Source organism: Pseudomonas sp. HMWF032 (genome assembly GCF_003060885.1).
GTDB lineage: Bacteria > Pseudomonadota > Gammaproteobacteria > Pseudomonadales > Pseudomonadaceae > Aquipseudomonas.
This window is the reverse complement of sequence record NZ_QAIG01000011.1, coordinates 97,569-123,104: the sequence shown is the minus strand read 5'-3', so window position 1 is coordinate 123,104 and position 25,536 is coordinate 97,569. Positions and strand designations below refer to the sequence as shown.

General features: G+C 60.1%; 28 protein-coding genes, 1 pseudogene and 1 riboswitch. Of the genes and pseudogenes, 15 read left to right on the top strand and 14 right to left on the bottom strand.

All coding sequences use genetic code 11. The features are described 5' to 3' along the window. Positions 1-1,691 (top strand): TonB-dependent receptor (locus DBR00_RS15785; RefSeq protein ID WP_218276629.1); only part of this gene is annotated, 1,691 nt, incomplete at its 5' end. A 52-nt stretch (positions 1,692-1,743) separates the two neighbouring features. Here the strand turns inward: DBR00_RS15785 and DBR00_RS15780 are convergent. After that, positions 1,744-2,625 (bottom strand): EamA family transporter, encoded by an 882-nt coding sequence (locus DBR00_RS15780; protein ID WP_108488897.1) that lies wholly within the window; start codon positions 2,623-2,625, stop codon positions 1,744-1,746. 88 nt (positions 2,626-2,713) lie between these two features. Between DBR00_RS15780 and DBR00_RS15775 the strand changes: the two genes are divergently transcribed. Then, complete coding sequence (locus DBR00_RS15775; protein WP_108488896.1) at positions 2,714-3,226, top strand: MarR family winged helix-turn-helix transcriptional regulator; 513 nt, start codon at positions 2,714-2,716, stop codon at positions 3,224-3,226. 46 nt (positions 3,227-3,272) lie between these two features. Then, entirely contained in the window at positions 3,273-3,614 is a 342-nt protein-coding gene (locus tag DBR00_RS15770; RefSeq protein WP_108488895.1) for an FKBP-type peptidyl-prolyl cis-trans isomerase, read from the top strand. A gap of 89 nt (positions 3,615-3,703) precedes the next feature. Here the strand turns inward: DBR00_RS15770 and DBR00_RS15765 are convergent, their stop codons facing one another. Next, on the bottom strand, positions 3,704-5,227 hold the full coding sequence (locus DBR00_RS15765; protein ID WP_108488894.1) for a fumarate hydratase: 1,524 nt from the start codon (positions 5,225-5,227) through the stop codon (positions 3,704-3,706). A gap of 290 nt (positions 5,228-5,517) precedes the next feature. Between DBR00_RS15765 and DBR00_RS15760 the strand changes: the two genes are divergently transcribed. Genes DBR00_RS15760 through DBR00_RS15750 form a run of 3 tightly spaced genes read left to right on the top strand, consistent with a single transcriptional unit; the run spans position 5,518 to position 8,399 of the window. After that, on the top strand, positions 5,518-6,645 hold the full coding sequence (locus DBR00_RS15760) for a diguanylate cyclase (RefSeq protein ID WP_108488893.1): 1,128 nt from the start codon (positions 5,518-5,520) through the stop codon (positions 6,643-6,645). Continuing rightward, positions 6,638-7,579, top strand: a complete 942-nt coding sequence (locus tag DBR00_RS15755) for an iron-sulfur-binding ferredoxin reductase (protein ID WP_108488892.1) — start codon at positions 6,638-6,640, stop codon at positions 7,577-7,579. The genes DBR00_RS15760 and DBR00_RS15755 overlap by 8 nt, the downstream gene beginning before the upstream one ends. A gap of 46 nt (positions 7,580-7,625) precedes the next feature. Further along, a complete protein-coding gene (locus DBR00_RS15750; RefSeq protein WP_108488891.1) occupies positions 7,626-8,399 on the top strand; it encodes an enoyl-CoA hydratase in 774 nt (257 codons plus the stop codon). Between the two features lie 60 nt (positions 8,400-8,459). Here the strand turns inward: DBR00_RS15750 and pyk are convergent, their stop codons facing one another. Further along, positions 8,460-9,911, bottom strand: coding sequence for a pyruvate kinase (pyk, locus tag DBR00_RS15745; protein ID WP_108488890.1), 1,452 nt, complete (start codon positions 9,909-9,911; stop codon positions 8,460-8,462). Positions 9,912-10,253: 342 nt separating this feature from the next. After that, positions 10,254-11,051, bottom strand: a complete 798-nt coding sequence (locus DBR00_RS15740) for a tetratricopeptide repeat protein (RefSeq protein ID WP_108488889.1) — start codon at positions 11,049-11,051, stop codon at positions 10,254-10,256. A 148-nt stretch (positions 11,052-11,199) separates the two neighbouring features. On the opposite strand from DBR00_RS15740, the gene DBR00_RS15735 reads away from it, so the two are divergent. The 3 genes from DBR00_RS15735 (at position 11,200) to DBR00_RS15725 (ending at position 12,484) form a co-directional block, all read left to right on the top strand. Further along, entirely contained in the window at positions 11,200-11,574 is a 375-nt protein-coding gene (locus tag DBR00_RS15735) for a tol-pal system YbgF family protein (RefSeq protein WP_108488888.1), read from the top strand. A 67-nt stretch (positions 11,575-11,641) separates the two neighbouring features. Then, positions 11,642-12,061, top strand: a complete 420-nt coding sequence (locus tag DBR00_RS15730) for a DUF4124 domain-containing protein (protein WP_108488887.1) — start codon at positions 11,642-11,644, stop codon at positions 12,059-12,061. Positions 12,062-12,121: 60 nt separating this feature from the next. After that, positions 12,122-12,484: a PilZ domain-containing protein gene (locus DBR00_RS15725; protein WP_108488886.1), complete on the top strand. Its 363-nt coding sequence runs from the start codon at positions 12,122-12,124 to the stop codon at positions 12,482-12,484. Positions 12,485-12,546: 62 nt separating this feature from the next. Here DBR00_RS15725 and mqo read toward each other — a convergent pair whose 3' ends face one another. Next, on the bottom strand, positions 12,547-14,049 hold the full coding sequence (gene mqo, locus DBR00_RS15720; RefSeq protein WP_108488885.1) for a malate dehydrogenase (quinone): 1,503 nt from the start codon (positions 14,047-14,049) through the stop codon (positions 12,547-12,549). Positions 14,050-14,497: 448 nt separating this feature from the next. Further along, entirely contained in the window at positions 14,498-14,731 is a 234-nt protein-coding gene (locus tag DBR00_RS15715; protein WP_108488884.1) for a hypothetical protein, read from the bottom strand. A 228-nt stretch (positions 14,732-14,959) separates the two neighbouring features. On the opposite strand from DBR00_RS15715, the gene DBR00_RS15710 reads away from it, so the two are divergent. Next, complete coding sequence (locus DBR00_RS15710; RefSeq protein ID WP_108488883.1) at positions 14,960-15,544, top strand: YajG family lipoprotein; 585 nt, start codon at positions 14,960-14,962, stop codon at positions 15,542-15,544. A 73-nt stretch (positions 15,545-15,617) separates the two neighbouring features. Here DBR00_RS15710 and DBR00_RS15705 read toward each other — a convergent pair whose 3' ends face one another. Then, entirely contained in the window at positions 15,618-15,824 is a 207-nt protein-coding gene (locus DBR00_RS15705) for a hypothetical protein (protein WP_108488882.1), read from the bottom strand. A gap of 269 nt (positions 15,825-16,093) precedes the next feature. On the opposite strand from DBR00_RS15705, the gene DBR00_RS15700 reads away from it, so the two are divergent. Next, positions 16,094-16,381 (top strand): hypothetical protein, encoded by a 288-nt coding sequence (locus DBR00_RS15700; RefSeq protein ID WP_108488881.1) that lies wholly within the window; start codon positions 16,094-16,096, stop codon positions 16,379-16,381. Positions 16,382-16,445: 64 nt separating this feature from the next. Here DBR00_RS15700 and DBR00_RS15695 read toward each other — a convergent pair whose 3' ends face one another. Next, the gene (locus tag DBR00_RS15695; RefSeq protein ID WP_108488880.1) at positions 16,446-17,609 is read right to left on the bottom strand and encodes a 1-acyl-sn-glycerol-3-phosphate acyltransferase; all 1,164 of its coding nucleotides are present in this window, start codon (positions 17,607-17,609) and stop codon (positions 16,446-16,448) included. Positions 17,610-17,739: 130 nt separating this feature from the next. Between DBR00_RS15695 and DBR00_RS15690 the strand changes: the two genes are divergently transcribed. Genes DBR00_RS15690 through DBR00_RS15680 form a run of 3 tightly spaced genes read left to right on the top strand, consistent with a single transcriptional unit; the run spans position 17,740 to position 18,848 of the window. Then, positions 17,740-17,922, top strand: a complete 183-nt coding sequence (locus DBR00_RS15690) for a CPXCG motif-containing cysteine-rich protein (protein ID WP_108488879.1) — start codon at positions 17,740-17,742, stop codon at positions 17,920-17,922. Beyond that, positions 17,922-18,182, top strand: coding sequence for a putative signal transducing protein (locus DBR00_RS15685; RefSeq protein WP_108488878.1), 261 nt, complete (start codon positions 17,922-17,924; stop codon positions 18,180-18,182). Before DBR00_RS15690 ends, DBR00_RS15685 begins: the two co-directional genes overlap by 1 nt. A 45-nt stretch (positions 18,183-18,227) precedes the next feature. Next, on the top strand, positions 18,228-18,848 hold the full coding sequence (locus DBR00_RS15680; protein WP_108488877.1) for an SOS response-associated peptidase: 621 nt from the start codon (positions 18,228-18,230) through the stop codon (positions 18,846-18,848). A 63-nt stretch (positions 18,849-18,911) separates the two neighbouring features. On the opposite strand, the gene DBR00_RS21520 is transcribed toward DBR00_RS15680, so the two are convergent. Further along, on the bottom strand, positions 18,912-19,655 hold the full coding sequence (locus DBR00_RS21520; RefSeq protein ID WP_371920669.1) for a methyl-accepting chemotaxis protein: 744 nt from the start codon (positions 19,653-19,655) through the stop codon (positions 18,912-18,914). A gap of 114 nt (positions 19,656-19,769) precedes the next feature. Next, positions 19,770-19,970: pseudogene (locus DBR00_RS21515) on the bottom strand (HAMP domain-containing protein); the annotation flags it as partial. A gap of 1,257 nt (positions 19,971-21,227) precedes the next feature. On the opposite strand from DBR00_RS21515, the gene DBR00_RS15670 reads away from it, so the two are divergent. Beyond that, on the top strand, positions 21,228-22,040 hold the full coding sequence (locus tag DBR00_RS15670; protein WP_108488875.1) for a M48 family metallopeptidase: 813 nt from the start codon (positions 21,228-21,230) through the stop codon (positions 22,038-22,040). 54 nt (positions 22,041-22,094) lie between these two features. Here the strand turns inward: DBR00_RS15670 and DBR00_RS15665 are convergent, their stop codons facing one another. The 4 genes from DBR00_RS15665 to DBR00_RS15650 all read right to left on the bottom strand — a co-directional run bounded on the left by DBR00_RS15665 (position 22,095) and on the right by DBR00_RS15650 (position 25,464). Beyond that, complete coding sequence (locus DBR00_RS15665) at positions 22,095-22,538, bottom strand: ketosteroid isomerase-related protein (protein ID WP_108488874.1); 444 nt, start codon at positions 22,536-22,538, stop codon at positions 22,095-22,097. 104 nt (positions 22,539-22,642) lie between these two features. After that, positions 22,643-23,227: a TMEM165/GDT1 family protein gene (locus DBR00_RS15660; protein WP_108488873.1), complete on the bottom strand. Its 585-nt coding sequence runs from the start codon at positions 23,225-23,227 to the stop codon at positions 22,643-22,645. Positions 23,228-23,235: 8 nt separating this feature from the next. Beyond that, a riboswitch (yybP-ykoY riboswitch) is annotated at positions 23,236-23,441 on the bottom strand. 30 nt (positions 23,442-23,471) lie between these two features. Further along, the gene (locus DBR00_RS15655) at positions 23,472-24,470 is read right to left on the bottom strand and encodes a class I SAM-dependent methyltransferase (RefSeq protein WP_108488872.1); all 999 of its coding nucleotides are present in this window, start codon (positions 24,468-24,470) and stop codon (positions 23,472-23,474) included. 28 nt (positions 24,471-24,498) lie between these two features. Then, a complete protein-coding gene (locus DBR00_RS15650; RefSeq protein WP_108488871.1) occupies positions 24,499-25,464 on the bottom strand; it encodes a 2-hydroxyacid dehydrogenase in 966 nt (321 codons plus the stop codon). Between the last annotated feature and the right edge of the window lie 72 nt (positions 25,465-25,536).

Here is a 25,536-nt window from a genome sequence, read left to right as displayed (position 1 = left end):
CGGTGATGCATGCCAGCGAGGTGTTCCACATCCGTTACAGCGGCAGTTACAGCAAGGCCAACAATTACATGGCCGGTGCTGACTTCAAAAACAGCACCGCCACGGGGCGGGTGGGAGAGGGCGCGGCGCTGGATGAAGTGGCGTCCACTGCTTTTGAGCGCCGTGACCATGAGCTGGGCATGGCCTACAAGCTGGGTGAGGACGTGCTGGCGCTGACCTTGGGCTATCAGCAGGTGCCGCAAGAGCTGTTCCCCAATCAGCGCATGGACATGACCGACAACAGCCAGCAGCGCATCAACCTGCGCCACACCGCGCAGTTCGAGTGGGGCCGTCTGGAAACGCAGCTGTACCACGAGCAGGTCGAGCACAAGATGGACTTCGGTGCCGACAAGCGTTTCTGGTATGGCGCGGCCTCGGGGGCGGGCAGTGCCTGCAGCCCCATCAGCGCCACCTGTGCTGCCGGCATGCCGATGGAAAGTGAGGGCAAAACCCTGGGCCTTAACCTCAAGGCCACGGTTGAGTTGACCGAGCATGATCTGCTGCGCATCGGCAGCGAATACCAGCGCTACCGTTTGAATGACTACTGGCCGGCCTCGGGTGGCGGCATGTGGCCCGGCACCTTTGAGAACATCAACGACGGTGAGCGTGACCGCATCGGCGTCTTTGGCGAGTGGGAGCGGCAGATCAACCCCGCCTGGCTGACCTTGCTCGGTCTGCGCTATGAGCACGTCGCCACCGATGCCGGCGAGGTGAAAGGCTACGCCGATACCAACGGCATGGGCATGATGCTGAACAATCAGCGCCGCGATTCGGCCGCCTTCAATGCCCGTGATCGCAGCCAGCGTGACCACAACATCGACCTGACCGCCCTGGCCCGTTACAACCATGACGCCCATCTCGACCTTGAGTTCGGTGTGGCGCGCAAGGTGCGCTCGCCCAATCTGTATGAGCGTTACACCTGGTCCACCTGGGCCATGGCCGCGACCATGAACAACGTTGTCGGCGACGGTAACGGTTATGTCGGCGATGTCGACCTCAAGCCGGAAGCCGCGCACATCGCTTCGGTCACACTGGACTGGCACAGCGAAGACCGCCGCCATGAGCTCAAGGTCACGCCGTTCTACACCTACATCAACGACTTCATCGATGCGCAGGCCCTGCCAGGCCAAACGGTCGCTGCTGACCAGTTCAACGTGCTGCAGTACAGCAACCAGTCCGCGCGCATTTATGGTGTCGATATGGCCGGGCGGATGCCGCTGCTGCGCAATGACTGGGGGCAGTGGGGCGTGCAGGCGGTGGTGAATTACAGTAACGGCAAAAACCGTGACACGGGCGATGCGCTCTACAACATCATGCCGCTCAACACCACGCTGTCCCTGACGCAACAACAGGGCGGCTGGAGCAACAGCCTGGAAATGGTCAGCGTGCAAGCCAAGAACGATGGCTCGACGGTGCGCAATGAAATCCAGACGGCGGGCTACAGCCTGTTCAACCTGCGTTTGAGCCACAGCTGGGACAACCTGCGCGTGGACGTTGGCATTGAAAACCTGGCGGACAAGTTCTATTACCTGCCCACGGGGGGCGCATATACCGCCCAAGGCCGCACCATGGCGATCAATGGCATCGGTTGGGGCACTGCAGTGCCGGGCATGGGGCGTTCGTTCTACACCGGTTTCAATCTGCGCTTCTAGGCCGCATCGGGGTGCAGCATCCAGGCTGATGCTGCGCCTTGCGTGACAGGGGTTATGCGGCCGCGGTTTTACGCACCGGTGAGGCGCTGCTCCACTGCACCACCAGGATGCTGCTCAGCACCGCAATCAAGCCCAACAATGCCACGCCGGTAAGGCGTTCGCCCAACAGCGCCCAGCCCAGCAACACGGCTACCAGTGGGCTGAGTAGCCCCAGCGACGATACGGCGACCGGGCTCAGGCGGGTAATCCCGCGAAACCACAGCACATAAGCCAGTAGTGCACCGAACAGCGACAGATAGCTATACCCCAACCATTGCGCTGGGCTGAGTGACGGTAGAGGCGGATCAATCAGCCAGGCCACAGGCAGCAGCAAAAGACCGCCAATCAGCAACTGCCAGCCGGTAAAGGCCAGCAGCGGTACAGGCAGCTGCCAGCGACGCGTCAGGTAGGTGCCACTGGCCATGCAGGCGGTGCCGACAAATGCGGCGGCAATGCCGATCGGGTCCCAGCTGGCGCCAGGCGCGAGCAGCAGAGCAGCCATGCCGGCAATACCCACCACGCTGGATATCACCGCTACAGATGCCGGCCGCTGGTGATCCATCGACCACACCAGACCCATTACCAGCAGCGGCTGAATGGCACCCACCACTGCAGCCAGCCCGCCCGGCAGGCGGTACGCCGCGACAAACAGTAGCGCCTGGAAAAAGCCGATATTCAATGCGCCTAGCAGCAGCAGGCGCAGCCATGCGCTGCGATGAGGCAGGTAGCGGCTGTAGAGCACCAATAGCAGGCCGGCGGGCAGGGCGCGTAACAGCGCGGCGGTAAACGGCCGGTCCGGCGGCAGGAGTTCAGTGGTGACGATGTACGTCGAACCCCAAATGGCGGGGGCCAGTGCCGTGATCAGCACATTTAACCAGGGTCTATTCACCGCCATCTACCTCGCGCATTTGTCTCGCATTCAAGATAAAATACGAGGCTAATACTGATTTGTCTTGAGTTCAAGATAACTTTGAGGCCGCGCCATGAGTAATCAAACGCAAACCGATGCCGTCGACGCCATTCTCCAGCAGTGGCAGCGTGAGCGGCCGGATCTGGATGTCAGGCCGATGGGTGTGCTCGGCCGGCTTGGACGCTGCGCGGCCTTGCTGCGACGGGAGTTGGAGGTGGTATTCAGTGACTTTGGGTTAAGTGCCTGGGAGTTTGATGTGCTGGCCACGCTACGCCGCTCCGGCCAGCCGTATTGTCTGGCACCGACCACGCTGTTCTCGGCGCTGATGATTACCTCGGGCACCATGACCCGGCAGTTGCAGCAGCTGGAAGCCGCCGGCCGGGTCAGCCGGCTGAGCAACCCGCATGATGCTCGCAGCATGCTGGTGCAACTGACTCCGGCCGGACTGGAGTTGATCGACCGTGCGGTAACCGCACATGTCCACAATCAGGCGCGCATTGTTGCGCCACTGGCGGCTGCGCAATTGGCTGAACTGGAGGCGCGGCTAACCGACCTGTTGGCCGTGCTGGAACCCAAAGCCGAATAGATTTCCCGTAACCCCGGCTTCAATGGTCGGTTAAATGAGGTGAGTGATGAGCAACGAACTGGTGATCGAAGATATTCAGCCCGGCGATGGCAAAGCGGTGGTCAAGGGGGCGTTGATCACCACCCAGTATCAGGGTTGGTTGGAGGACGGCACGCTGTTCGACTCCTCGCACGCGCGCGGTAAGCCGTTCCAATGCGTGATCGGCACTGGCCGGGTGATCAAGGGTTGGGATCAGGGGCTGATGGGCATGAAAGTCGGCGGCAAGCGCAAACTCTTTGTGCCCTCGCATCTGGGCTACGGCGAACGTCAGTTTGGCGCGCACATCACCCCGCATTCCAACCTGATCTTTGAGATTGAGCTGCTGGAAGTGCTGACGCGCGACGACTGAGCACTGGATCAGTGGTTATGGCTGCTCTTTGCTAAGCGCAAAAACCAACAACCCGGTACGTGGCCGGGTTGTTGGGGTTGACGCGGGGCTTACTTGATCTCGACGGCCAGGCTGTCGTGGATCTTTTTGTTCCAGATTGCTGGACCGGTGATATGCACCGACTCGCCCTTGGTGTCGACCGCCACGGTGACGGGCATGTCTTTCACGTCGAACTCGTAGATGGCTTCCATACCCAGTTCGGCGAAGGCCACCACGCGCGATTTCTTGATCGCCTGAGCGACCAGGTAAGCAGCGCCGCCCACGGCCATCAGGTACACGGCCTTGTTGTCCTTGATCGCTTCGATGGCAATCGGGCCGCGCTCGGATTTACCGATCATGCCGAGTAGGCCCGTGCTTTCGAGGATCTGCCGGGTGAACTTGTCCATCCGCGTGGCGGTGGTCGGGCCGGCTGGGCCGACGACTTCTTCGCGCACTGGGTCGACCGGGCCAACGTAATAAATGAAGCGACCTTTGAGGTCGACCGGCAGTTCTTCACCCTTATTCAGCATATCGACCATGCGCTTGTGCGCGGCGTCGCGGCCGGTGAGCATCTTGCCGTTGAGCAGGACGGTCTCGCCCGGCTGCCAGCTTTGCACGTCTTCCGGGGTCAGGGTGTCGAGGTCGACGCGGCGTGCGCTCGGGCCGGCTTCCCAGACGATTTCCGGGTAGGCGGACAGATCCGGCGCTTCCAGTTCAGCCGGGCCGCTGCCATCGAGCACGAAATGGGCGTGACGGGTGGCGGCGCAGTTGGGGATCATGCACACCGGCAGGGAAGCTGCGTGGGTCGGGTAGTCCATGATCTTCACGTCGAGCACCGTGGTCAGACCGCCCAGACCCTGGGCACCGATGCCCAGCTGGTTGACCTTGTCGAACAGTTCGAGGCGCATTTCCTCGATTTTATTCTGCGGGCCGCGGGCTTTTAGCTCATGGATGTCGATGTGCTCCATCAGCACTTCCTTGGCCATGACGGCGGCTTTCTCGGCAGTACCGCCGATGCCGATGCCGAGCATGCCCGGCGGGCACCAGCCAGCGCCCATTTCCGGCACGGTTTTCAGTACCCAGTCGACGATCGAGTCGGACGGGTTGAGCATGGCCATCTTCGATTTGTTCTCGGAGCCACCGCCCTTGGCTGCTACGTCCACTTCCACTTTGTCGCCGGGAACGATGGAGTAGTGGATCACGGCCGGGGTATTGTCCTTGGTGTTCTTCCGCGCGCCAGCTGGGTCGGCGAGGATCGAGGCACGCAGGACGTTTTCCGGCAGGTTGTAAGCGCGACGCACGCCTTCGTTGATCATGTCGTCAACGCTCATGGTCGCACCAGTCCAGCGCACGTCCATGCCGACGCGGATAAACACGGTGACGATGCCGGTGTCCTGGCAGATCGGCCGGTGGCCGGTGGCACACATGCGCGAGTTGATCAGGATCTGCGCCATCGAATCGCGCGCGGCCGGGGATTCTTCGCGCAGGTAGGCCTCATGCATGGCCTGAATGAAATCCACGGGGTGGTAATAGGAAATGAACTGCAGGGCGTCGGCGACGCTCTGGATCAGGTCGTCTTGCTTGATCACGGTCATGCTTGGCGCTCCTTTTTATAGGGGGAGGAGTAGGGCAGGAACTTCGAACAGCGCTGGGTCTCGGCCCGGCGCAGTGCTATCAAGGTCAAAGGACAAGGCCAAAGCACAAGATAAAAAGGCGCGGCAGTATACCGCGCGCACCGCCAGGCGGACACCTGTGCCGCCCCAGACCATGGTCGCTGGTCGGTCATTTGAGCCGACGAATGAACCCTGGTCTGACCCTAGGCATTCTGTGATCACAGGGGTAGAGTGGCGGCTAGATGCCAGCATGGGATGGAGCCCATAACCCCATGAGCCTAAGTAGCCAGCGGGTAACCCAGCGATCTTTGCAGAGCCTGCTGCTGAAACGTTTCGGCATGGCAGTGGCAACCTATGCACTGACCGGGCTGTTGTGCTGGATCAGCGTATTTGCCGGGCTTTTTCATGCTTCTCCCCTGACTGCTCTGACCATCACCGCCCTGGCCACCCTAAGCCAACTGGTGTTTCTCGGGCTGTTTCTGTCCCGCATCAACCTGCGATTAGCCGACCCCAGCCTGACTGAACCCCAGGTGCTGGTGGCGTTGGCCTGGCTGACCGTGCTGCTGTCGCTGTTCAGCGAAGGGCGCGGCAGTATGCTGGTGATCTATCTGCTGATACTGCTGTTCGGTGTGTTTCAGCTGCCGCCACGTGTCTTCACCCGTTGCGCGCTGTTTGCCTTCTTTGGTTTTGCCGGGGTGAACCTGTATGAAGCCTATACCCTGCAGCTGAGTGAACCGCGCGTGGCGCTGATGCAGGCGTGCGTACTGGCGGTCGTGCTGGCCTGGCTGTGTCTGTTTGCCAGTTATGCCCAGGCCATGCGCCAGCGTATGCGTCAGCGGCGTTTTGCTCTGCAGGCGCATCAGGACACCCTACGTGGCATGATGCGTCAACTGGAGGATCTGGCCGCCACGGATGAGTTAACGGGGTTGTGTAATCGCCGGCACTTTCTGCTTCTGGCCAGCCGTGAGCTCGAAGGGCTGCGCAATGGGCGCCAGCATGGCCTGGCACTGCTCGATCTGGATCATTTCAAGCGAATCAATGATGTCTACGGTCATGCTGCCGGCGACCGTGTGCTGCAAACGTTCGCCGCCGTCGCCCGAGCCTGCCTGCGTGATGGTGATGTGGTAGCCCGCTATGGCGGTGAGGAATTTGTGTTGTTGTTACCCAATACCGAAGCTGATCAGTTCACCGCCTGCTGCGAGCGCCTGCGTGATGCCTTTACCCGCGCTGAGCCCTTGGGGGTGAAGGTGGAGAGTTTGAGTGTTTCCATCGGCATGACCTTGCTGACCGAACACGACGACCTTGAGGATGCCCTGCAACGTGCCGATCAGGCGCTCTACCAGGCCAAGCGCAATGGCCGTAACCGTTGCGCGGCGACCTGGGAGGATGTGGATGCCTGAGCTGCGGGTCGCTGATCGCTGCCTTGAGGTCGCCCCCGCCAGTAATCTGCTGGACAGCCTGCTGGCTGCCGGCATCGCCGTGCCCTACAGCTGCCGTGCCGGCAGTTGCCACGCTTGCCTGGTGCGCTGTGTGGGCGGTGAGTTGCTCGACGGCAAACCCGAAGCCCTGGACGATGCGCGGCGCGAACAGGGTTGGCGGCTGGCCTGCCAGTGCCGCGTGGTCGAGGACGTGCAGATCGAGGTGTTCGACCCGCTGCGCGATGCCGCGCCTGCCGTTATTCACAGTTGCGACTGGCTCAGCCGCGATGTGCTGCGCCTGCGTCTGACCCCTCAGCAGCCGCTACGCTACCGAGCTGGCCAGCATCTACAGCTCTGGACTGGGGACGGTACTGCCCGACCCTATTCATTGGCCAGCGTGCCGGGTGACGATCCTTGGCTGGAATTTCATATCGATTGCCGCCAGGGTGGCGCCTTTGCCAGCGCCGCACGCGCGTTTCAGCCGGGCGATTGTCTGCGTTTGGGTGAGTTGCGCGGTGCCGCCTTGCACTATGACCCGGACTGGCAAGCCCGTCCGCTCTGGCTGATGGCCGCCGGCACCGGCTTGGCGCCGCTGTACGGGGTGCTGCGCGAAGCGCTACGCCAGGAGCATCAGGGTGCTATACGGCTTATTCACCTGGCCCATGATGCGTCCGCACATTACCTGGCCGAGCCCTTGCGGGCGCTGGCGCTCAGCCATCCTCGACTGCAGGTCGAGCTGCTTGTGGCGGCCGAGTTGCCGGCTGCTTTGGCCGAACTGCGCCTTGTTTCACGGCAAACCGTCGCCTTACTCTGCGGCCACCCCGACAGCGTCGAAAGCTTTGCGCGCCGCCTGTATCTGGCGGGTTTGCCGCGCAGCCAGGTTTTCGCTGACGTCTTTTTGCCCCACGCGCGCTAGCCGTTAAGGTTTTCAGCGCGCGGGTGGCCTGCCGTGAGGAGTGATGATGAGCGAGCACCTGCTGGTTGAGCGTGAGCAAGGGTTGCTGACCCTGCGCATGCACCGCCCCGACAAGAAGAATGCCTTGACCCGCGCCATGTACAGCGGCTTGGCCGAAGTGCTGGTGCAGGCCGATCAGGATAACAGTGTGCGTGCCGTGCTGATCACCGGTGGTGAGAACTGTTTTACCAGCGGCAATGATGTCGCCGACTTTATCAAGGCACCGCCCACCGGGCTGAACAGCGAAGTGTTCCAGTTTATGCAGGCGCTGTTCGCGTTCAGTAAACCCGTGGTGGCCGCCGTTAACGGCCCGGCAGTGGGCATTGGCACGACCATGCTGTTGCACTGCGACCTGGTGTATGTCAGCCGTGATGCCACCTTGAAGATGCCCTTCGTCAACCTCGGTTTGTGCCCTGAATACGGCTCAAGCCTGATTCTGCCGCGTCTGCTCGGTCATGCCCGCGCTGCCGAGTTGCTGCTGCTCGGGCAGAGCTTTACCGGCGAACAGGCGGCCGCCTGGGGCATTGCCAATCAGGCGCTGGACAGTGGTGAGGCAACCCTGGCCAAAGCTCGGGAAATGGCTCATGCCTTCGAACGCCTGGCCCCTTCGGCAGTGGCGGACAGCAAACGCCTGATGCGTGCGCCGGATCGCGAGCAACTGCGAAGGGTGATCGAGGAGGAGGGTGCGCTGTTCGGCCAGCGCCTGCGCTCGCCGGAGGCCATCGAGGCGCTGACTGCCTTTATGCAGCGGCGCACGCCGGACTTCAGCAAGTTCGCCTGAGGCGTTGAGGCAAACAAAAAGGCCGCTCGATTGAGCGGCCTTTTGCATTGCAGCGCAGTGTTACACCAGCGCTTCACCGACATGCAGCAACTTCAGGGTGTTGGTGCCGCCGATGGTGTGGTAGCTGTCGCCCTTGGTCAGGATCACCCAGTCACCGGCCTGCACCACACCACGCTTGAGCAACTCGTCCACCGCGGCTTGGCTGACCTCGGCCGGCTGCAGCGCGGCGGGGTCGAACGGCACGGTGTAGACGCCGCGGAACAAGGCTGCACGTGCCTGGGTTTCGCGGTGCGGAGAGAAGGCGAAAATCGGCACGGAAGAGCGGATGCGCGACATGATCAGCGGCGTGTAGCCACTTTCGGTCAGTGCAATGATCGCCTTCACACCTGGGAAGTGGTTAGCGGTGTACATGGCAGCCAGGGCGATACTTTCGTCACAGCGCTCGAACTCGGTGCCCATGCGGTGGCTGGATTTCTTGCTGGTGGGGTGCTTTTCCGCGCCCAGGCAAATGCGCGCCATGGCCTGCACGGCTTCCAGCGGGTAGGCACCGGCGGCACTTTCCGCCGAGAGCATCACGGCATCGGTGTAGTCGAGCACGGCGTTGGCCACGTCGGAGACTTCCGCGCGGGTCGGCATCGGGTTCTGGATCATCGACTCCATCATCTGCGTCGCGGTGATCACTGCCTTGTTGTGGCGGCGCGCGTGCAGGATGATTTTCTTCTGAATGCCGCACAGTTCGGCGTCGCCGATTTCCACGCCCAGGTCACCACGGGCCACCATCACGGCGTCGCTGGCGCGGATCAAACCGTCGAGGGTTTCGTCGTCGGCCACGGCTTCGGCGCGTTCGATCTTGGCCACCAGCCAAGCCGTACCGCCCGCCTCATCACGCAACTTGCGCGCGTAGTGCATGTCGTCGGCATCGCGCGGGAAGGACACGGCCAGGTAATCCAGCTGCATCTCGGCGGCGAGTTTGATATCGGCTTTGTCTTTCTCGGTCAGTGCAGGCGCCGTCAGGCCGCCGCCCCGGCGGTTGATGCCTTTGTGGTCGGAGAGCGGGCCACCGATGATCACTTCGCAGTGCAGGGCATCGGCAGTGGCTTCCAGCACGCGCACCACCACACGGCCATCATCTAGCAGCAACTCGTCACCGACGCCACAGTCTTTGACCAGATCCGGGTAGTCGATGCCGACGATGTCTTGCGTGCCGGCCGTCAGAGGGTGGCTGGTGGAGAAGGTGAAGCGGTCGCCCAGTTTGAGTTCGATCCGCTTGTTGGCGAACTTGGCGATGCGGATTTTCGGCCCTTGCAGGTCGCCCAGTAGGGCCACGTGGCGACCGTGCTTGGCGGCCAGATCACGCACCAATGCGGCGCGGGCTTTGTGCTCATCGGGCGAACCGTGGGAGAAGTTCAAGCGGGCAACATCCAGACCGGCGATGATCAGTTGTTCAAGCACCTCGGGGCTGTTGCTGGCGGGGCCGAGGGTGGCGACGATTTTGGTACGGCGGAAGGTCATGCACAGGCTCCTGATTGGCATCTGTGCGCGAGGCTACTATGCCGCCTCTCTGTAGTCATTGTTCCTCTGCACTACCAGAACCTATATACGATCTGCTGCGCGTCGGCCCTGCTGCGTTAAACGTCGGCTCGGCAAGCCGTTTGCGGCTAACGCGCTTTAGCGCGACCCGCTGGGTGAGCGAAGCGAGTAATGCTACAGCTCGTACACTCTGAGCTCACCCTATGGGTCAGCCGTTGGCTGTTACTACGCTGCGCTAAGTTTCTCGCCTGTTTTGACTAGCCGTTGGCGGTTGCTAACGTAGCGTCTTGCCGCTCTCTAGCTCGCCAGATCGTAAACAGGTTCTTATCGGTTGAGCGCCTGATCCAGATGACGGGCGGCCTTGGTGTTCAGGTCGCTATTGGGGAATTGCACCAGTAGGCGGCGCAGGTAGGTAATGGATTTGTCGCGATTGGCCTGCGGGTTATCCGGGGCCAAGTACATCAGGCCGAGTTGGTAGAGGGCTTTCTCTTTGATGTCTGCGGGGATACCAGGGTCGCTCAGGGCTAACAGATACAGCTCTTCGGCTTCACTAACGCGGTTTTTCAGTACGGCGCGGCGCGACAGCAGCGTCATGTCGGTATCAAGGCTGAGCTTGTACAAATCGAGTTGCTGGTTGGGCTTCCAGTGTGCAAGCAGCTCGCGTGAGGTCTTGTGTACAGGTTCATTGGCGCGTTCACGAATCATCACAATCCGGGCTTCAGCCCGCTCGGCAGCCCGGCTGGCGGGGAACTGATTGAGCACCTGGTAGAAGTAGTTGAGTGCCTTGTTATCGTCGCGCTGCTCGTTGAAGCGGTTCATGTACAGCAGGCCGATCTGGTAAAGCGAGATGGCCCGCACTTCGTCGCTGAGCTTCTCATCGCGGTACCCGGTGAGGTATAGCTGCTCGGCCTGGTCGCTTTTGGCATCACGAATGGCCTGAGCGCTGTAGGTCAGCAGGTCGCCTTCATCCTCGATGGCGGCAAGCATGCGGTTGTTCTTCAGGGTTTTGTATTCAACCACCTCGTTGGTGGTGATCTGTGCGATAAACAGCGGTGTGGTGGGCGAGCAGGCGCTTGACAGAGCGGCACATAGCAGCAGCGGCAGGCGGAACGATAACGGCATGAGAACTCCTGGGCGCAGGGCCGGTGTGCGCCAGTCTAGTCAGGCTGGTCCACTGTGGCCAAGTGGCTGGCGGCATTACCCATCAGAGGATATGTTGCTGCAGAATTTATCCGGCCAGTCGATACACTGCTCATCGGAGGAGAGGCTTATGCGCATTCTGTTAGTTGTACTGGTGCTGTTGGGGGCGGCTGGCTGTAACCGCTATACGTTTGATCATCACCTCAACAGCGCCTATGAGGCCTATGACCGCGGCGAATGTGAAGCGGCCATGCTCTCGCTGTCTAAGGCGGAGCGCAACAGCCGCTCGCGACGTTACATGCAGCCGGAAATTTCTCTGCTACGCGGCCAGTGTCTGGAGCGTCAGGCATTGTTTGTCGATGCCATGCAGACCTACCAGTTCATCGTTACCCACTACCCAGCCAGTGAGTATGCTTACCGGGCCCGCGCGCGCATGGATACTCTGCGCCAATTGGGGCATGACAGCGTTGATGTGGCCGTCAAGGTCAATCCGGTCAAGCCCTGACCGCTGGTCGTTACAGGATTGGCGCGGCTATTCTCGGCAGTAAGCTGAGGTTTACGGGAGGGAGTCCATGCGTATTTTGTTGAGCCTGATGTTATTGCCGGGTTTGGCGATGGCTGAGATCTATCGCTGGACCGATGCCAATGGCCAGGTGCATTTCAGTCAGCGTCCGGCACCCGGCGCTCAGCAGGTTGAGGTCAAGCCGCAGGTGGTCGAGCGCGATCAGTTGACTCGTGAGCGCGAAGAGCGCACCAGCCGTTTCTTTGATGCCCGCCGTGACGAGCAGGCGCAGGCTTCAGCCGAGGCAGCCGAACGTCAGAGTAAGCGTGCTGCCGAATGCCAGGATCTGCGCAGTCGGTTGGGCAATATTCCTGAGGGTTTCAGCTATTACCGTACCGCTGCCAATGGTGAGCGTGAATATTACAGTGACCAGCAAATAGATACCGCTCGTCAGCAACTTCAACGTCAGATTGCCGAACGCTGTTCCTGAATCTGGTTTACACGCAGTAGTGAGGCCATACTCAGTGGCCATCTATAGCGATTTGCCACTATGCCTAAGCATGTTCAGCGCCGCATTGAGCGTCACCAGCTGCCCTACTATCTGAAGGTGTTTAATCGCATCACCGATAAGCCTATGGGCTACATCGGGAACGTCTCATTGGATGGCATGTTGCTGATCAGCCAGTTGCCCATGTTGGTGGGTGCGCGTTTTGACATGCGTTTGAAAATTCCTGGGCATGATGCACCGCACTACGTCGACTTCTCGGCCACCTGCCAGTGGTGCCGTGAAGATGTGACGCCCGGGTGCTATGACTCAGGTTTCTCTCTGGTGGCGCCGCCGGGTGACTATGTCGAGATGGTCGATGCTTTACGCCACTACTTCAGTTTCCGGCCGATGGCCGCGTCCGCTTGAATTTCTCATCGTTCAGCGCCTCTAAAAAAACCGCCAGAAGGCGGTTTTTTTGAGCGGGTGGATTAGGCGCTGACGTTCTGCGTCAATTGCAGCAGGACATCCGAACGGCGCTGCACGTCGCGATAGCGCTCGGCATCCTTGGCTAGAACGGCCCCCAGAGCTGGGAAGATCTCGTTCAGTTTGCGGCTCCACTGTTCTGTCTTGAGCTGTTCGCCGAAGCAGCGCTGAATCAGGTCGAGCATGATTGATACGGTCACCGAGGCACCTGGTGAGGCACCGAGCAAAGCAGCAATGGAGCCGTCTTGAGCGGCCACCAGTTCAGTACCGAACTGCAGGATACCGCCGTTCTTGGCGTCCTTCTTGATGATCTGTACGCGTTGACCGGCGATTTCCAAGCTCCAATCCTCGGCCTTGGCCAGCGGGTAGAAGCCACGCAGGGTTTCCAGACGTTGAGCTTCGGACTGCAGCACTTCCTTGACCAGGTAGCGGGTCAGGTCGAAGTTGTCGCGCGCCACCGCCAGCATCGGGCCGATGTTGTTGAAGCGGATCGATAGCGGCAGGTCAAGGAACGAACCGCGCTTGAGGAACTTGGTGGTGAAGCCGGCATATGGGCCGAACAGTAGCGAGGTCTTGCCGTCTACCACGCGGGTGTCCAAGTGGGGCACGGACATGGGCGGCGAACCCACCGCGGCCTGGCTGTAGACCTTAGCCTGGTGCTGCTTGACCACGTCCGGGTTGTCGCAACGCAGCCACTGACCGCTGACCGGGAAGCCGCCGAAGCCCTTGCCCTCCGGAATGCCGGACATCTGCAGCAGCGGCAGAGCCGCGCCACCGGCGCCGAGGAAGACGAACTTGGCCTGGATTTCACGGTTGTTACCACTCTGCAGGTCCTTGACGCTGACCCGCCAGCCTTGGCCGCTGCGCTTGAGGCCAACTACTTTCTGTTTGCAGGTGACCTTGGCATCGGCTTGCTGACCGAGGTGCGCGAGCAGGCTCGTGGTCAGGTTGCCGAAATTGACGTCGGTACCGGCCATGACGCGCGTTGCAGCGATTGGCTCCTGCTGATCACGCCCAGGCATCATCAGCGGCATCCACTCGGCCAGCGTGGCGTGATCTTCGGTGTACTCCATGTGCGCAAAGGCATGGTGCACGGTCAGCGCCTGGAAGCGCTTCTTCAGGTAATCAATACCTTTCTGCCCGCGCACGAAACTGAGGTGCGGAACCGAGTTGATAAACGATTTGGGTGAACCGAAGCGGCCTTTCTCGACCAGGTAGGCCCAGAACTGCTTGGACTCTTCGAATTGGGTGTTGATGGTCACCGACTTTTTGATGTCGATCGAACCGTCTGCCGATTCCGGTGTGTAGTTCAGCTCGCACAAGCCAGCATGACCGGTGCCTGCGTTGTTCCAGGGGTTGGAGCTTTCAACCGCCCCGGCTTCCATCATCTCGAGCACTTCCAGCTTGATCGCCGGGTCGAGCTCTTTCAGCAGTACGGCCAAGGTCGCACTCATGATGCCGGCACCCACCAGCACCACATCCATTGTTTCGTAATCGTTCTGCGTCATTACCACTTCTCCGCAAACCAGCACTCAAAAGACGTTAGTTAGCTTGTGTGAACACAGCCGATCAGCAGCCGAGACGCTCAGGGTTGAGGGAAGCAGGCTTCTGGAAGCAGATGCCAACCGCGAGATCGTTCATTTTCGCCACACTCTTGTGAAGTTTTCCAAACCGTTCTTCCACGCTCTTTTGGAGTCGTGAACCTCAAAACACGTCTGCTGGGCACGCTTCTCTACGACATAGAACGGCCATGCAGCGATTGCAGGCGCTTTACGTGGGAGTAAGCAGCAGCCGGAAGGCAGCGCGAAGTGGGCGACTCTCTGGGGCGGAGCTGGTGCAATGGAGCATCAGCGATACGGCAAGGCCCGAACAGGAGGCGTCCTTATAATCGGGGCGCGATTATAAGGGCAAAGCAGGAAAATTGATCGCCTGGCGTGACTTTTCTTCTTCCGCCGGTCAGGCTGCCAGCGTTTGTTGCAAGCGCAGGCATGGCGTGACTTGTACGGTTTTGACTCCGGCTGGCAGGGGGCGATTGAGCCAGCTCAGGCAGCTGTGTTGCACTTCAATCCAGCCGGAGCCTTGTGGCGCCTGGGCTGATTGGCGCAGGGCGCGGCAGATACCTTGCGCATCGACCAGGGCAAATGAGCGCATCGGGCGGCGGGGGGCGAGCAGGTTGCGCAGTGAGAACATGGCGAATCACTCACGAACAGGGAAGACTAAAGTCTTATGCCTGACGCGCATGACAAGGGCGTTACGGGAACCTGTTAGCGCGATAAACGTCATAGGGACTGTGCCGTTTCATCGTGAGCCGTGTTGCCCCGAGAAATAGCAACAGACCCTGAAAGCAGCGCTGTCGGGCATTTTCCGTGCTGGTTATACTGCGCACCACTTCTACCCCTCATTTATGGAGCGTTGAGCATGCTGCATCGTCTGCTGTTTGGTCTGGTGGCTGTTGCCAGCCTTACTCTGGTGGGTTGCGCCCACAGCCCGCAACAACTCAGCCCACAACCCAAACTCAACAGCCCGCTGACCGCCGTTGGTCAGGGCCAGCCGGTTGTGGTGCGGGTGACCGATGGTCGTCCATCGCCTGTACTGGGTACCCGTGGTGGCCTTTACCCGGAAACCAGCGCCATCAGCGTGACTGGCCAGGACATCTTACCCAAGCTGCAGGCTCAGGCTGAGGCGGCTGTACGTCTGCTCGGCTTTACCCCGAGCGCTAATGCTTACAATGCACCGCAACTGACCCTGACCCTGGCTGATTTGAAATACCAGTCGCCGAAAGAAGGGCTGTATGTCACTGAAGCCGACATGACTGCCACCTTCCGGGTTGATGTGCAGAACAGCAGCCGCCGTTACAGTGGCCGTTATGGTGCTTCGCTGAATCAGCGCTTTGGCATGGCGCCAAACCAGGCAACCAACACCAAGCTGGTCAGTGACGTGTTGAGTGATGCCCTGACCCGTGCCTTCAAGGATCCGACCATCGGCCAGATGCTCGCTCAGTAAAGCTGATCGGCGTTGATGAAAAAGCCCGGACTGTTCCGGGCTTTTTCGTATCTGGCTTGTCCAATTCGAGGCTTCAGGCAGCTTCGCTGTAGAACTCCGGCAGACTCATGCCGGTGCGCGTATCCACGTCGGGCAGGGCGTAATGCTCGTGACCTCCCATGGCGCAGTACACCAGCCAGTGGTCGTCTTGCACATTGAAAGACAGTCCGTCGATGACGGCTTCCACGTCATCCAGCGAATCAATCAGGTAATCACGGTCTTGCGGTTGGGCGTGCAGCATAGGGTGATCCTCCATGGATTTTAAGGCCTGTCTCTCTGCGCCAAGCCTTTTTGGCCGAGGCGTAGGGACGAGTGTTAGACCATAGCTCACACAAATGACAGTGTTTAGACCGCTTAGTCATAGTGGCTGCGATTCGTCGGAATCGAACCGCGAGGGCGGCAACCTTCGGTAGACTCCGCGCCCGTATTTGGACAGCCCGATACTGCATCGGGTGTGCTGATAATCAGGCGCGACATTGATCGCATGCCTTATAGAAGTTGAGGTCGAGCATGTCGTTGCAAGCGCTCTGGTTGCTGATCGAAGGTCAGCCTGGGCAGTGTGTGAATGGACTGGCGCTGTTTTTCGCCCTGGCGGGGGCGTGGTTGCTACTGGCTACACGTATGCGCGAGCAGCGTGCCCAGGCGCGGTTACTGGCGGACAATCAGCTGAATGAACTGGCGGATGAGGCATATGCCTTTGATGAGCCGACACTGCGGCTGAATCGTTTTTTTTATCGCTTTGGCCATGCCTGCCTGGGGGCTGCCTTGTTGCTGTCTTGGCTGAGCACCCAGCTGTAATTCGATTGTTCAGGCCATAAAAAGCGGCAGCCAATGGCTGCCGTTTTTTATGACTCCGATTGGCCTAAAGTGGCAGGCCAGCCTTGATCCGGTATTGGTTACGCACTGGGTTGGCGTATTGCAGGATCAGGTAGGGCTGCTGCGCAATCGGACAGTTGTCCAGGCGGCGTTGCCACTCGGCTTGTGCGGTACGCAGCTCTTCGGCAGGGAACAGCTCGGCGGCATTCGGCACCGCCAGCGCCGTGTCGCGGTCTGCCCACATGGCGTAGGCCAGATAATGCACGGGGAACAACCGGTAGCCGGTGAGAATCTGTCGGTCCATTTCCGCTGCCAGCAGTTTGCTGTCCTCCAGGCCCTGGCTCACCGGCGTACCGAAGTGCACGTGCACGCGGCCTTTGTAACCGGTGATGCCGAGGGCGATGCTCTGGTCATCTTCGCCGGCGGCCTTGGTATAACTGCCGCTGCTGGCGCGAATAAATAGCTCGCGGGCTTTGGCCTGATCGCAGGGGTCGTATTCGTAGCTGATCGATACTGGCGTCAGGCGCAGCGCGTTGATCACGTCGGCGAAGGGTTCGTCCTTGCGGCTCATATGGAACATCTTGAGGATCGCCGAATCGGTGCGGTCATCACCATCCTTGGCGCGGCCTTCGGCCTGGGCAATCCAGATCGACTCGCCGTCAGTGCGGATCGAGTGGTTGATATACGCCGACAGCAGCTGGTAAGCGGCGAGTTTCTCGCGTCGCCCGCTGATTGAACGGTGCACGATGAAGCTCTTGTTAAGGCGCATCAGGTCGCTAACGAAGGGCTTCTGCAGCAGGTTGTCGCCAATGGCGATACGCGGTGTTGGCAGGTCTGCATGATAAACCGCGTAGTTGACGAATGCCGGGTCCATGACGATATCGCGATGGTTGGCCAGGAACAGATAAGCTTGGCCGGCCTGCAGGTGGTCGATGCCGGAGTAAGTCACTCCATCCGTGGCGCGCTCAATGGTGCGGTCGACATAACTCTCGATGCGCGTCTGCAATTGCGTCACCGACTTCACATCACGGAACTCAAGACGCAGTCGATAGGCTATAAGTGGTTTAAGCAGCCAGCCCAAAGATGCAGCCAGGCGTGGAAAGCGAAATTGAGTGAGGATGTCGAGAAACGCATCGTCCGCCAACAGGCGTGCCAGAACGGCAGGTACTTCGGCATCGGCGTAAGGTCGGATGGTATCGAATTCGCCCATCATGCTCTCTTGTTGTAGGTGGCGGCGGAAGTGCTTATGGCCCCGCTGATGCGGCACAGCAATACCGCTGTTCGACTGCAGGGCCAGCTATAGACCGGTAATTATACGCCCAAGTCACAAGGAGACTGCGATGCTGGAAAGCGAGGGCTATCAGTGCCCTTATTGTGGCGAGCAGGTGGAAGCGCTGCTTGATCTGTCAGCGGGTGATCAGCAGTACATTGAAGATTGTCCGGTGTGCTGCCGGCCTATCGTGTTTTCGCTGCAGACTGATGGTCAGGATTGGAACCTGGATGTGCGCGGGGAGAATGACTGATGCAGCGTATTTATGAGCCGCGGGACCTGATGGAAGGTGAGTTGCTGCTGAGTATGTTGGCCAGTGAGGGCATTGACGCCTACCTGACCGGGCAGCATCTCACAGGCGCTGTGGGCGAGTTGCCGGCATGCGGACTGCTCGGCGTATTGGTAGAAGACGCGCAGGCGCACAGCGCACAACAGTTAATCGCCGCGTACAATGCCGCGCTGCCGCTGCCCGGTGATGAGCCGGAGAGTATTCAGGGTACTTTGCTCTGTTGAACGCCTGCCTTGCGGTCCTTTCCTTGAAGTGTTGTCGAGTTTCCCATGTGTGGACGTTACGCCCTGTTCCGTTGGACGCCTGCCTTTGCGGCGATTCCCGGTTTTCCTGCTGATCAGTTACCGCACTGGAGCATTTCGCCCAACAGTCAGGTGTTGTTGTTGCGCAGCGTCGAGGGCGAGCGGCAGTTGACGCGCGCACGTTGGGGGCTGACGCCACCTTGGTTGACGGACCTGACCAAGACCCCGGCCCAGGCGCGTGCCGAGACTCTATCCGAACAGCCGATGTTTCGTGAGGCGTTTCGCCTGCGTCGCGGCTTGCTGCCGGCCAATGGTTTTTATGAATGGCGGGGAGCGGCGCGCAAACGGCCGTATTGGTTGAGTGGTGACGGGGTGCCGTTGCTGCACTTTGCTGCCCTGTGGGAAGCATATCCGGTCGAAGGGCATGTCTACCTGAGCGTGGCTGTGGTGACGCAGGCAGCGGCCAGTCAGCGCCGACCGCTGATGCTTAATGAGGCCGCGCAGGCCGCCTGGCTGGACTCCGCTACTTCGCCGGCCGAGGCTTTGGCATTGCTGGCCAGTCCACAGCCCCAGTTGCGTGAGCGGGTGTTGGCCAATTTGGTCAACGATCCAAAACTGGATGCGCCGGAGTGCCTCACGCCTGCATAAATTGCCTTCTTTGAAGAGAAAGGGCGATTTGCTCAGTTGTCCGCCCTGTTCTTCTATGCCTGATCAGACTCTGAACTGATTGATCAGACGGCGCTGCTGCTCGGCCAGTTTGGTCAATTCGGCGCTGGCCTGACTGGCTTCATCAGCACCACCGGCGACCTCATTGGCCACCTGTCCGATGTTGGTGACATTGCGGTTGATATCCTCAGCCACGGCGCTTTGCTCTTCGGCGGCGCTGGCAATCTGCGTGTTCATGTCGTTGATCACCGATACCGCTTGTGTGATTGCATCCAGTGCTATGGCTGCCTGGCTGGCCTGTTGCACGCTTATCTGGGTTTTGCTCTGGCTGTCTTCCATGACCTTGACCACATCACGCGTACCTTGCTGCAGCTGTTGGATCATGGCCTGAATTTCTTCGGTGGCTTGTTGCGTCTTCTGCGCCAGGTTGCGCACCTCATCGGCGACCACGGCAAAGCCTCGCCCCTGTTCGCCGGCGCGTGCGGCCTCAATAGCTGCGTTGAGGGCGAGCAGGTTGGTTTGCTCGGCAATCCCGCGGATAGCCACCAGAATGGCGTTGATGTTTTCGCTGTCCTTGGCCAGCGTCTGTACCACGTTCACCGCCCGGCCGATTTCCTGAGCAAGAGCTGCAATTGCATCGGCCGTGAGTTGCACCGTCTGCTTGCCCTGATTCGCTGATTGGTCGGCGTTGTTGGCCGCTTCTGCGGCATGGGTGGCGTTGCGTGCGACGTCCTGAGCGGTAGCCGTCATCTCATGCACCGCAGTGGCGACCAACTCGATTTCCGCCATTTGCTTCTGGACACCCTGGTTGGTACGGATGGCGATGTCGGCGGTGTATTCGGAGGAGTCGCTGACCTTCTGTACTGAACTGACCACGTTGCTGATCATATTCTGCAGTTTGTTGAGGAAGGTATTGAAGCCATTGGCTATCTGTCCAAGCTCATCCGTTCGGTCGACTTGCAGGCGTTTGGTCAGGTCGCCGTCGCCCTGGGCGATGTCATCCAGCATCACCACCATCTGCCGCAAGGGGTGGGCGATGCCATAACCAACAAACCAGATCACCAGCAGGCCTGCGCCTGCAACGAGCAAGCCCACCAGAGTCATGCCCAGTGTGTCTTCTTCGGCCTGTTCCGCGAGGCCGTTCTGCAGCTTGTTCAGGTCGGCAAAAACTGCGCTGGTCGGCAGTTCTATAGCCAGCGTCCAGCGGGTCGAGGTGCCCGCTACTTTGAACGGCAGGAGTAACTGAAATACCTGACGTTCTTCGTCGAGTCGATTGATGGGTTGTTCGGTGCTGCTTTGTTTGAGTTGCGTGAGCAGGTCATTGTCCAGCAAGTTGCTGGCTGGTTTGCCAATCAGGCTGGCATCTTTGGTGGCTGCAATGAGGGTGCCGTTGGCTGCGACAAGTGCCAGTTCGCCAGCGCCTGCGTAGAGTTTGCTCTTGGCGGTATTGAGCAGGCTCTGGATAAAGTCGAGGGCTAGGTCGTTACCCACAACGCCCTTGAATTGCCCATTGACCACAATTGGTGCGTTAAATGATGCCACCAGCACTTGCTTACCGCCGAAGTCGAAGGAGGCTGGGTCAATCACGCAGGGTTGTTTGCTGGCCTTGGTGCATAGGTAGTATTCCCCTTCGCGTACGCCTGTTGGCAGCAGTTTTTCACTTTCCATTTGCTCGGCCGTGAGCGCTTCCCGCTTCAGTTGGTCTCCGTCGCGATACCACCAGGGCATGAAACGTCCGCTGCTGTCATAGCCATTTTCCTTCTGGCCGGCATACAAGTCATCGTCCTGGTCGAAGGCGTTGGCTTCCCAGCCAATGTAGAAGTCGAGCAGCTCGGGGTTGGCCCTAAGGTACTCGCCGACCAGGTTGCTCAACTCATCCCGGCTCAGGCTGAGGGCGGTCGTACCGTCACTGTTGGTGCCCATGCGACTGTTTAGGGTGGCCAGGGCCTTGGCAACGATCATGGGGTGTTCGAACTGGCGCTGCAGCTCGCCTACCTGGGCTTCGGCCAGGGCGACCAGGCGTTGATCGATAACCTCTTCCAAAAGGCTCTGTGTGCGTTCCTGAACCAGGCTCTGGGTTCGAGCGCCGGCGAACAAGGCATACAGCACCAGTGCGACCACTACCGCAAGAATACTGGCGCCTGCCAGGGTTACGACAGAAAACTGGATTGACTTGAAGCGCATAGGGACTCCTCAACGCATAGGTTGCACCTGTCCTTGGTGTATCGGCCGTCCAATCACAAAGCATTAGTCGGTATCTTCAATTAGCTAAGCGCCGTGCTGGATATCGTGCAAGTCGCTCGGGTTGTGTTGCGCCACTGCGCGGCCTAGCATACGACGCTGTCGTGAAGGAGAACTGACATGAACACTCTAATTCGCCTGGCCAGTTTCGGGCTCTGTGGCCTGCTGACAGCCTGTCAGGCTGTTAATACCACCAGCGGTGGCGCTGTGGGTGTCGAGCGCAAGCAGTACATGTTCAGCATGTTGTCGACCCAAGAAGTCAACCAGATGTATGCGCAGTCCTATCAGCAGACGTTGAGCGCAGCGTCGAGTCAGGGCGCGCTGGATAAGACCAGTAAAAACGCCAAACGTCTGCGCACCATTGCTGACCGGCTGATCGCTCAGGCGCCGCTGTTCCGTCCTGACGCCGCGCAGTGGCAGTGGGAAGTCAACCTGATCCGAAGTCCTGAGCTAAATGCCAACTGTGGCCCGGGTGGCAAGATCATTTTTTACAGCGGGATCATCGAGAAGCTAAAGCTCAGCGACGATGAGATTGCCGCAATCATGGGGCATGAAATAGCTCATGCGCTGCGCGAACACGGCCGCGAGGCGATGTCCAAGGCCTATGGTATAGAGCTGACGAAGCAGGGGGCGGGTGCTTTGCTCGGCCTGGGTTCCGATACCATGGCCCTGGCGGATGCTGCGGTGACGTATGGTCTGACGCTACCCAATAGCCGTGGCAATGAGAACGAAGCTGATCTGATTGGTCTGGAGTTGGCTGCACGGGCTGGTTACAGCCCCAATGCTGCCGTCAGCTTGTGGCAGAAGATGGCCGCTGCCAGCGAAGGTGCGCCGCCTGAATTCATGAGTACGCACCCGTCTTCCAGCAGCCGGATTGCAGCATTGCAGGCGGCGATTCCCAAGGTCATGCCGCTGTATGAACAGGCGCGCTAACTTGCGTTAAGGAAAACGCCCCCGATGGGGGTGTTTTTTGTCTCGCTTGAAGGTTCAGGGTAGCGCCTTGTCTGCAAAGGGTTGGCTGGCCAAACCGAGTTGTGCGCGGAAGCTTTCCATGTCGAACATGGTGCAGATTTCCTGGATTTCATTGCTCGGTGTAAGCGTCCAAAATGCCATGGCAGAGATGCTCAGCACCTTGTCGCTGGGTGGATAACCTAGCGCGGGCTTCTCGATGGTGCCAATCAGGGTGCTCCAGGTCACTACCTTATTGCCCTCGGCGATGCACTCCTCGATCACCACTTGCAGGTCCGGCATGGCATGGCGGATGTCCTGCACCATTTGGGCGAAGGCGGCGCTGGACAGCGGTCGACCGATGAATGAGCTTTTGTAGAGAAAGTCCGGGCTGTGCATTTGCTCGGCGAGCGCGGTACGGCCCTTGTTCCACGACAGGTCAATATGATGGCGAACAAGCCTTTTCCGATCATCCAGTGACATGCGTATCTCCCTGACGGCTGAGTGAGCAGGATGTTGCGCACTGTACAGCCGCCAGCGAACTGGGGTATTGGCCGAAACGCCAGCGATATGGCGTCAAAGCGATGTCAAATTAATCCGCTGAATTTCAACGCCTGAAACCCCGCATAGACGGCCAGCGCAGCAAAGGCGCAGGCGGCCAGCCGACGAATCAGGGTCAGTGGCAGGCGCTCGGCGGCAAAATTTCCCGCCAGAACCACAGGGACGTTGGCGATCAGCATGCCCAGCGTGGTGCCGATGACCACCAGAATGAAATGTGGGTACTGCGCCGCGAGCATCACCGTGGCCACCTGGGTTTTGTCGCCCATTTCCGCCAGGAAGAAGGCAATCAGCGTGGTCAGAAATGGGCCGTAGCGTTTGAAACTGGAACTTTCGTCGTCGTCCAGTTTGTCGGGAATCAGGGTCCATAGGGCCACGGCGACAAAGCTGGCGGCGAGGATCCAGCTCAAGGTGGCCGGGGAAAAGAAGCTGGCAGCCCAGTTGCCGATCGCGCCGGCGGCAAAGTGGTTGGCCAGGGTCGCGACGACAATGCCCCAGATGATGGGCCAGGGTTTGCGAAAACGCGCAGCCAGCAGCAAGGCCAGCAGTTGAGTCTTGTCGCCAATTTCGGCGAGGGCAACGATAAAGGTGGGGACAAACAGGGATTCGAGCATCAGGCTTTCCTAAAGGGGCGGGTCGACATGGCTATGACACGTACAGCCTTCCCGCCCCGGGTAAGGTGTGCGTGTCATAGGTCTTGTCAAACCGCAGGCCCCTCTGAGTGGGCCTTGGGTCGCACGCGCCATGCTCTGCTGAGCAAGTGTGTTGACGCGTGCCGGGCGAGCTGGCGCTCGCGGGAGACTACTCCCCTAGGACGCGCGCATTTTGCCCGCGCATCCGTGATAGGGCAAGTCCCGTTTAGCTTTTGCGGGCTTGGTAGATGCGGAATCCCTTGGCGTCGGCCAGCGTCTGGCAGGGGCCGAGGTGCTGTTCGATCAGCGGTGGGTATCTAAGAAAGCTGTTAGCCACCAGGCGCAATTCGCCTTTGCTGGCCAGGTGCAGGCTGGCCTGGCGCAGCAGGTGTTCGGTGGCCTGGTAGTGAGTGTGCACGCCTTGGTGAAAGGGCGGGTTGCTGAGGATCGCACTCAACCCCGTGGGTGCGGCATCAATGCCGTCGCCATTGATCACGTCAGCCTGCAGGCCATTGGCGGCAAGGGTCAGATGGCTGCTTTCGACGGCGAAGGCGTCCACGTCCAGCAGGGTGATCTGGCTGTCCGGGTAGCGGCGTTTCAGCGCCGCGCCGAGTACGCCGGCGCCACAGCCGAAATCCAGAATATGTCCACTTGGCAAGCCATCGAGATGCTCAAGCAGCAGCGCGCTGCCAACGTCCAGGCGGCCATGGCTGAATACGCCTGGCAGGCTGAGTACCTGCAGTGGACCGTCGGCCAGGGCCAGTTCGTAGCGTTGCGCCAAACTGTGCAGATCCGGCGTGGCGGGTGCGTGCTCAACCCGTACCTGCCAGAGCTGGCAGTGCCGCGCGCTGTCGAGCTTGCGTGCTTGGCCGAAGTTAGCCAGCTGCTTGGCGGCGCGCTCAATGCCGGCAAGCTTTTCACCGACCAGAAACAGTTCGCGGCCATTCAGGCGCGCCGCCAGGGCATTGAGTAGGTATTCGGTCAGCTCGCGGGATTTCGGCAGAAACAGCACGGCTGCCTGGAATTCGCGTTCGCCGGGTTGGGTGTCAAAGTGGCAGCGAGTGCTGAAGCGGGCGTCCAGCAATGCGTGTTCGCCGGCATGCCAGCTCCAGCCGTGGGCCTCGGGGAGTTGACCGAGCAAGTCATCCGCCGGCAAGCCGGCAAGCAGCAGCGGGCCGTTGAATAGATCGGGCTGGCGCAGCAGTACTTCGCTTCGCGGGTCCATAAGCGCTCCTTGAAAAAAGTCGCGTAGCTTAGCTGACTACGCGCATGGGCGTGCCGTTGAAGAAGGACAAAGCGTTTTCACTGAGTTGACCGACGATCCGTTGCCTTGCCTCACGGCTGCCCCAGGCGCTGTGCGGGGTGATGATCAAACGTGGAATGTCGGCAGCGAGCAGGACGTTACCGTCTTTTGGCGGCTCCTGGGTTAGTACATCGGTGGCTGCGCCGCCCAGGTGGCCGGCGCGCAGTGCCTCAGCCAGAGCGTGCTCGTTGATCAGGCCGCCGCGGGCGGTATTGATCAGGAAAGCGGTGGGTTTCATCAGGTGCAGTTCACGGGCGCCGATCAGGTTGCGGGTATGGTCGTTCAGTGGGCAATGCAGGGTCAGGGCATCGACCTGGGGCAGCAGTTCATCCAGCGGCACGCGGTCGGCGCGAGGAGGGCGGCCAGGCAGCTGGCCGAGCAGCACGCGCATGCCAAAGGCCTCGGCCAGTTTGGCGACTGCACCACCCAGTTCGCCATGGCCGAGCAGGCCGAGGGTTTTGCCGTGCAGTTCGACGATAGGGTAATCGAGCAGGCAGAACTGCTGTGCCTGTTGCCAGCGGCCGGCGCGAACGTCCTGCTGGTAATCGGGCAGGCGCGTGGCCAGCGCCAATAGCAGCATCAGGGTGTGTTGCGCCACCGAGGGCGTGCCGTAACCCTGGCAATTGCACACACTGACGCCATGGGCGCGGGCGGCGGCCAGATCAATCGGGTTGGTGCCAGTGGCGGCCACCAAAACTAGCTTCAGCTCCGGGCATGCGGCAAACACCTCGGCATCCAGCGGTACCTTGTTGCTGATCGCTACCTGTGCGCCTTGCAGACGTTCGATGGTTTGCGCCTGTGTGCTGTGCGGATACAGCAGCAGGCCATTAAAGCAGGCGCTCAGGCTGGATAAATCAAGGTCGCCTAGGTCGAGTGAACGGTGGTCGAGAAAGACCGCGCGGTGACTGTTACTCATCAGCTGTATCTATCCTGCGGGTTTGGGCGGGGAGTAAGGTGGCGAGCCTAACAGAATCATTTCGACGTCGCG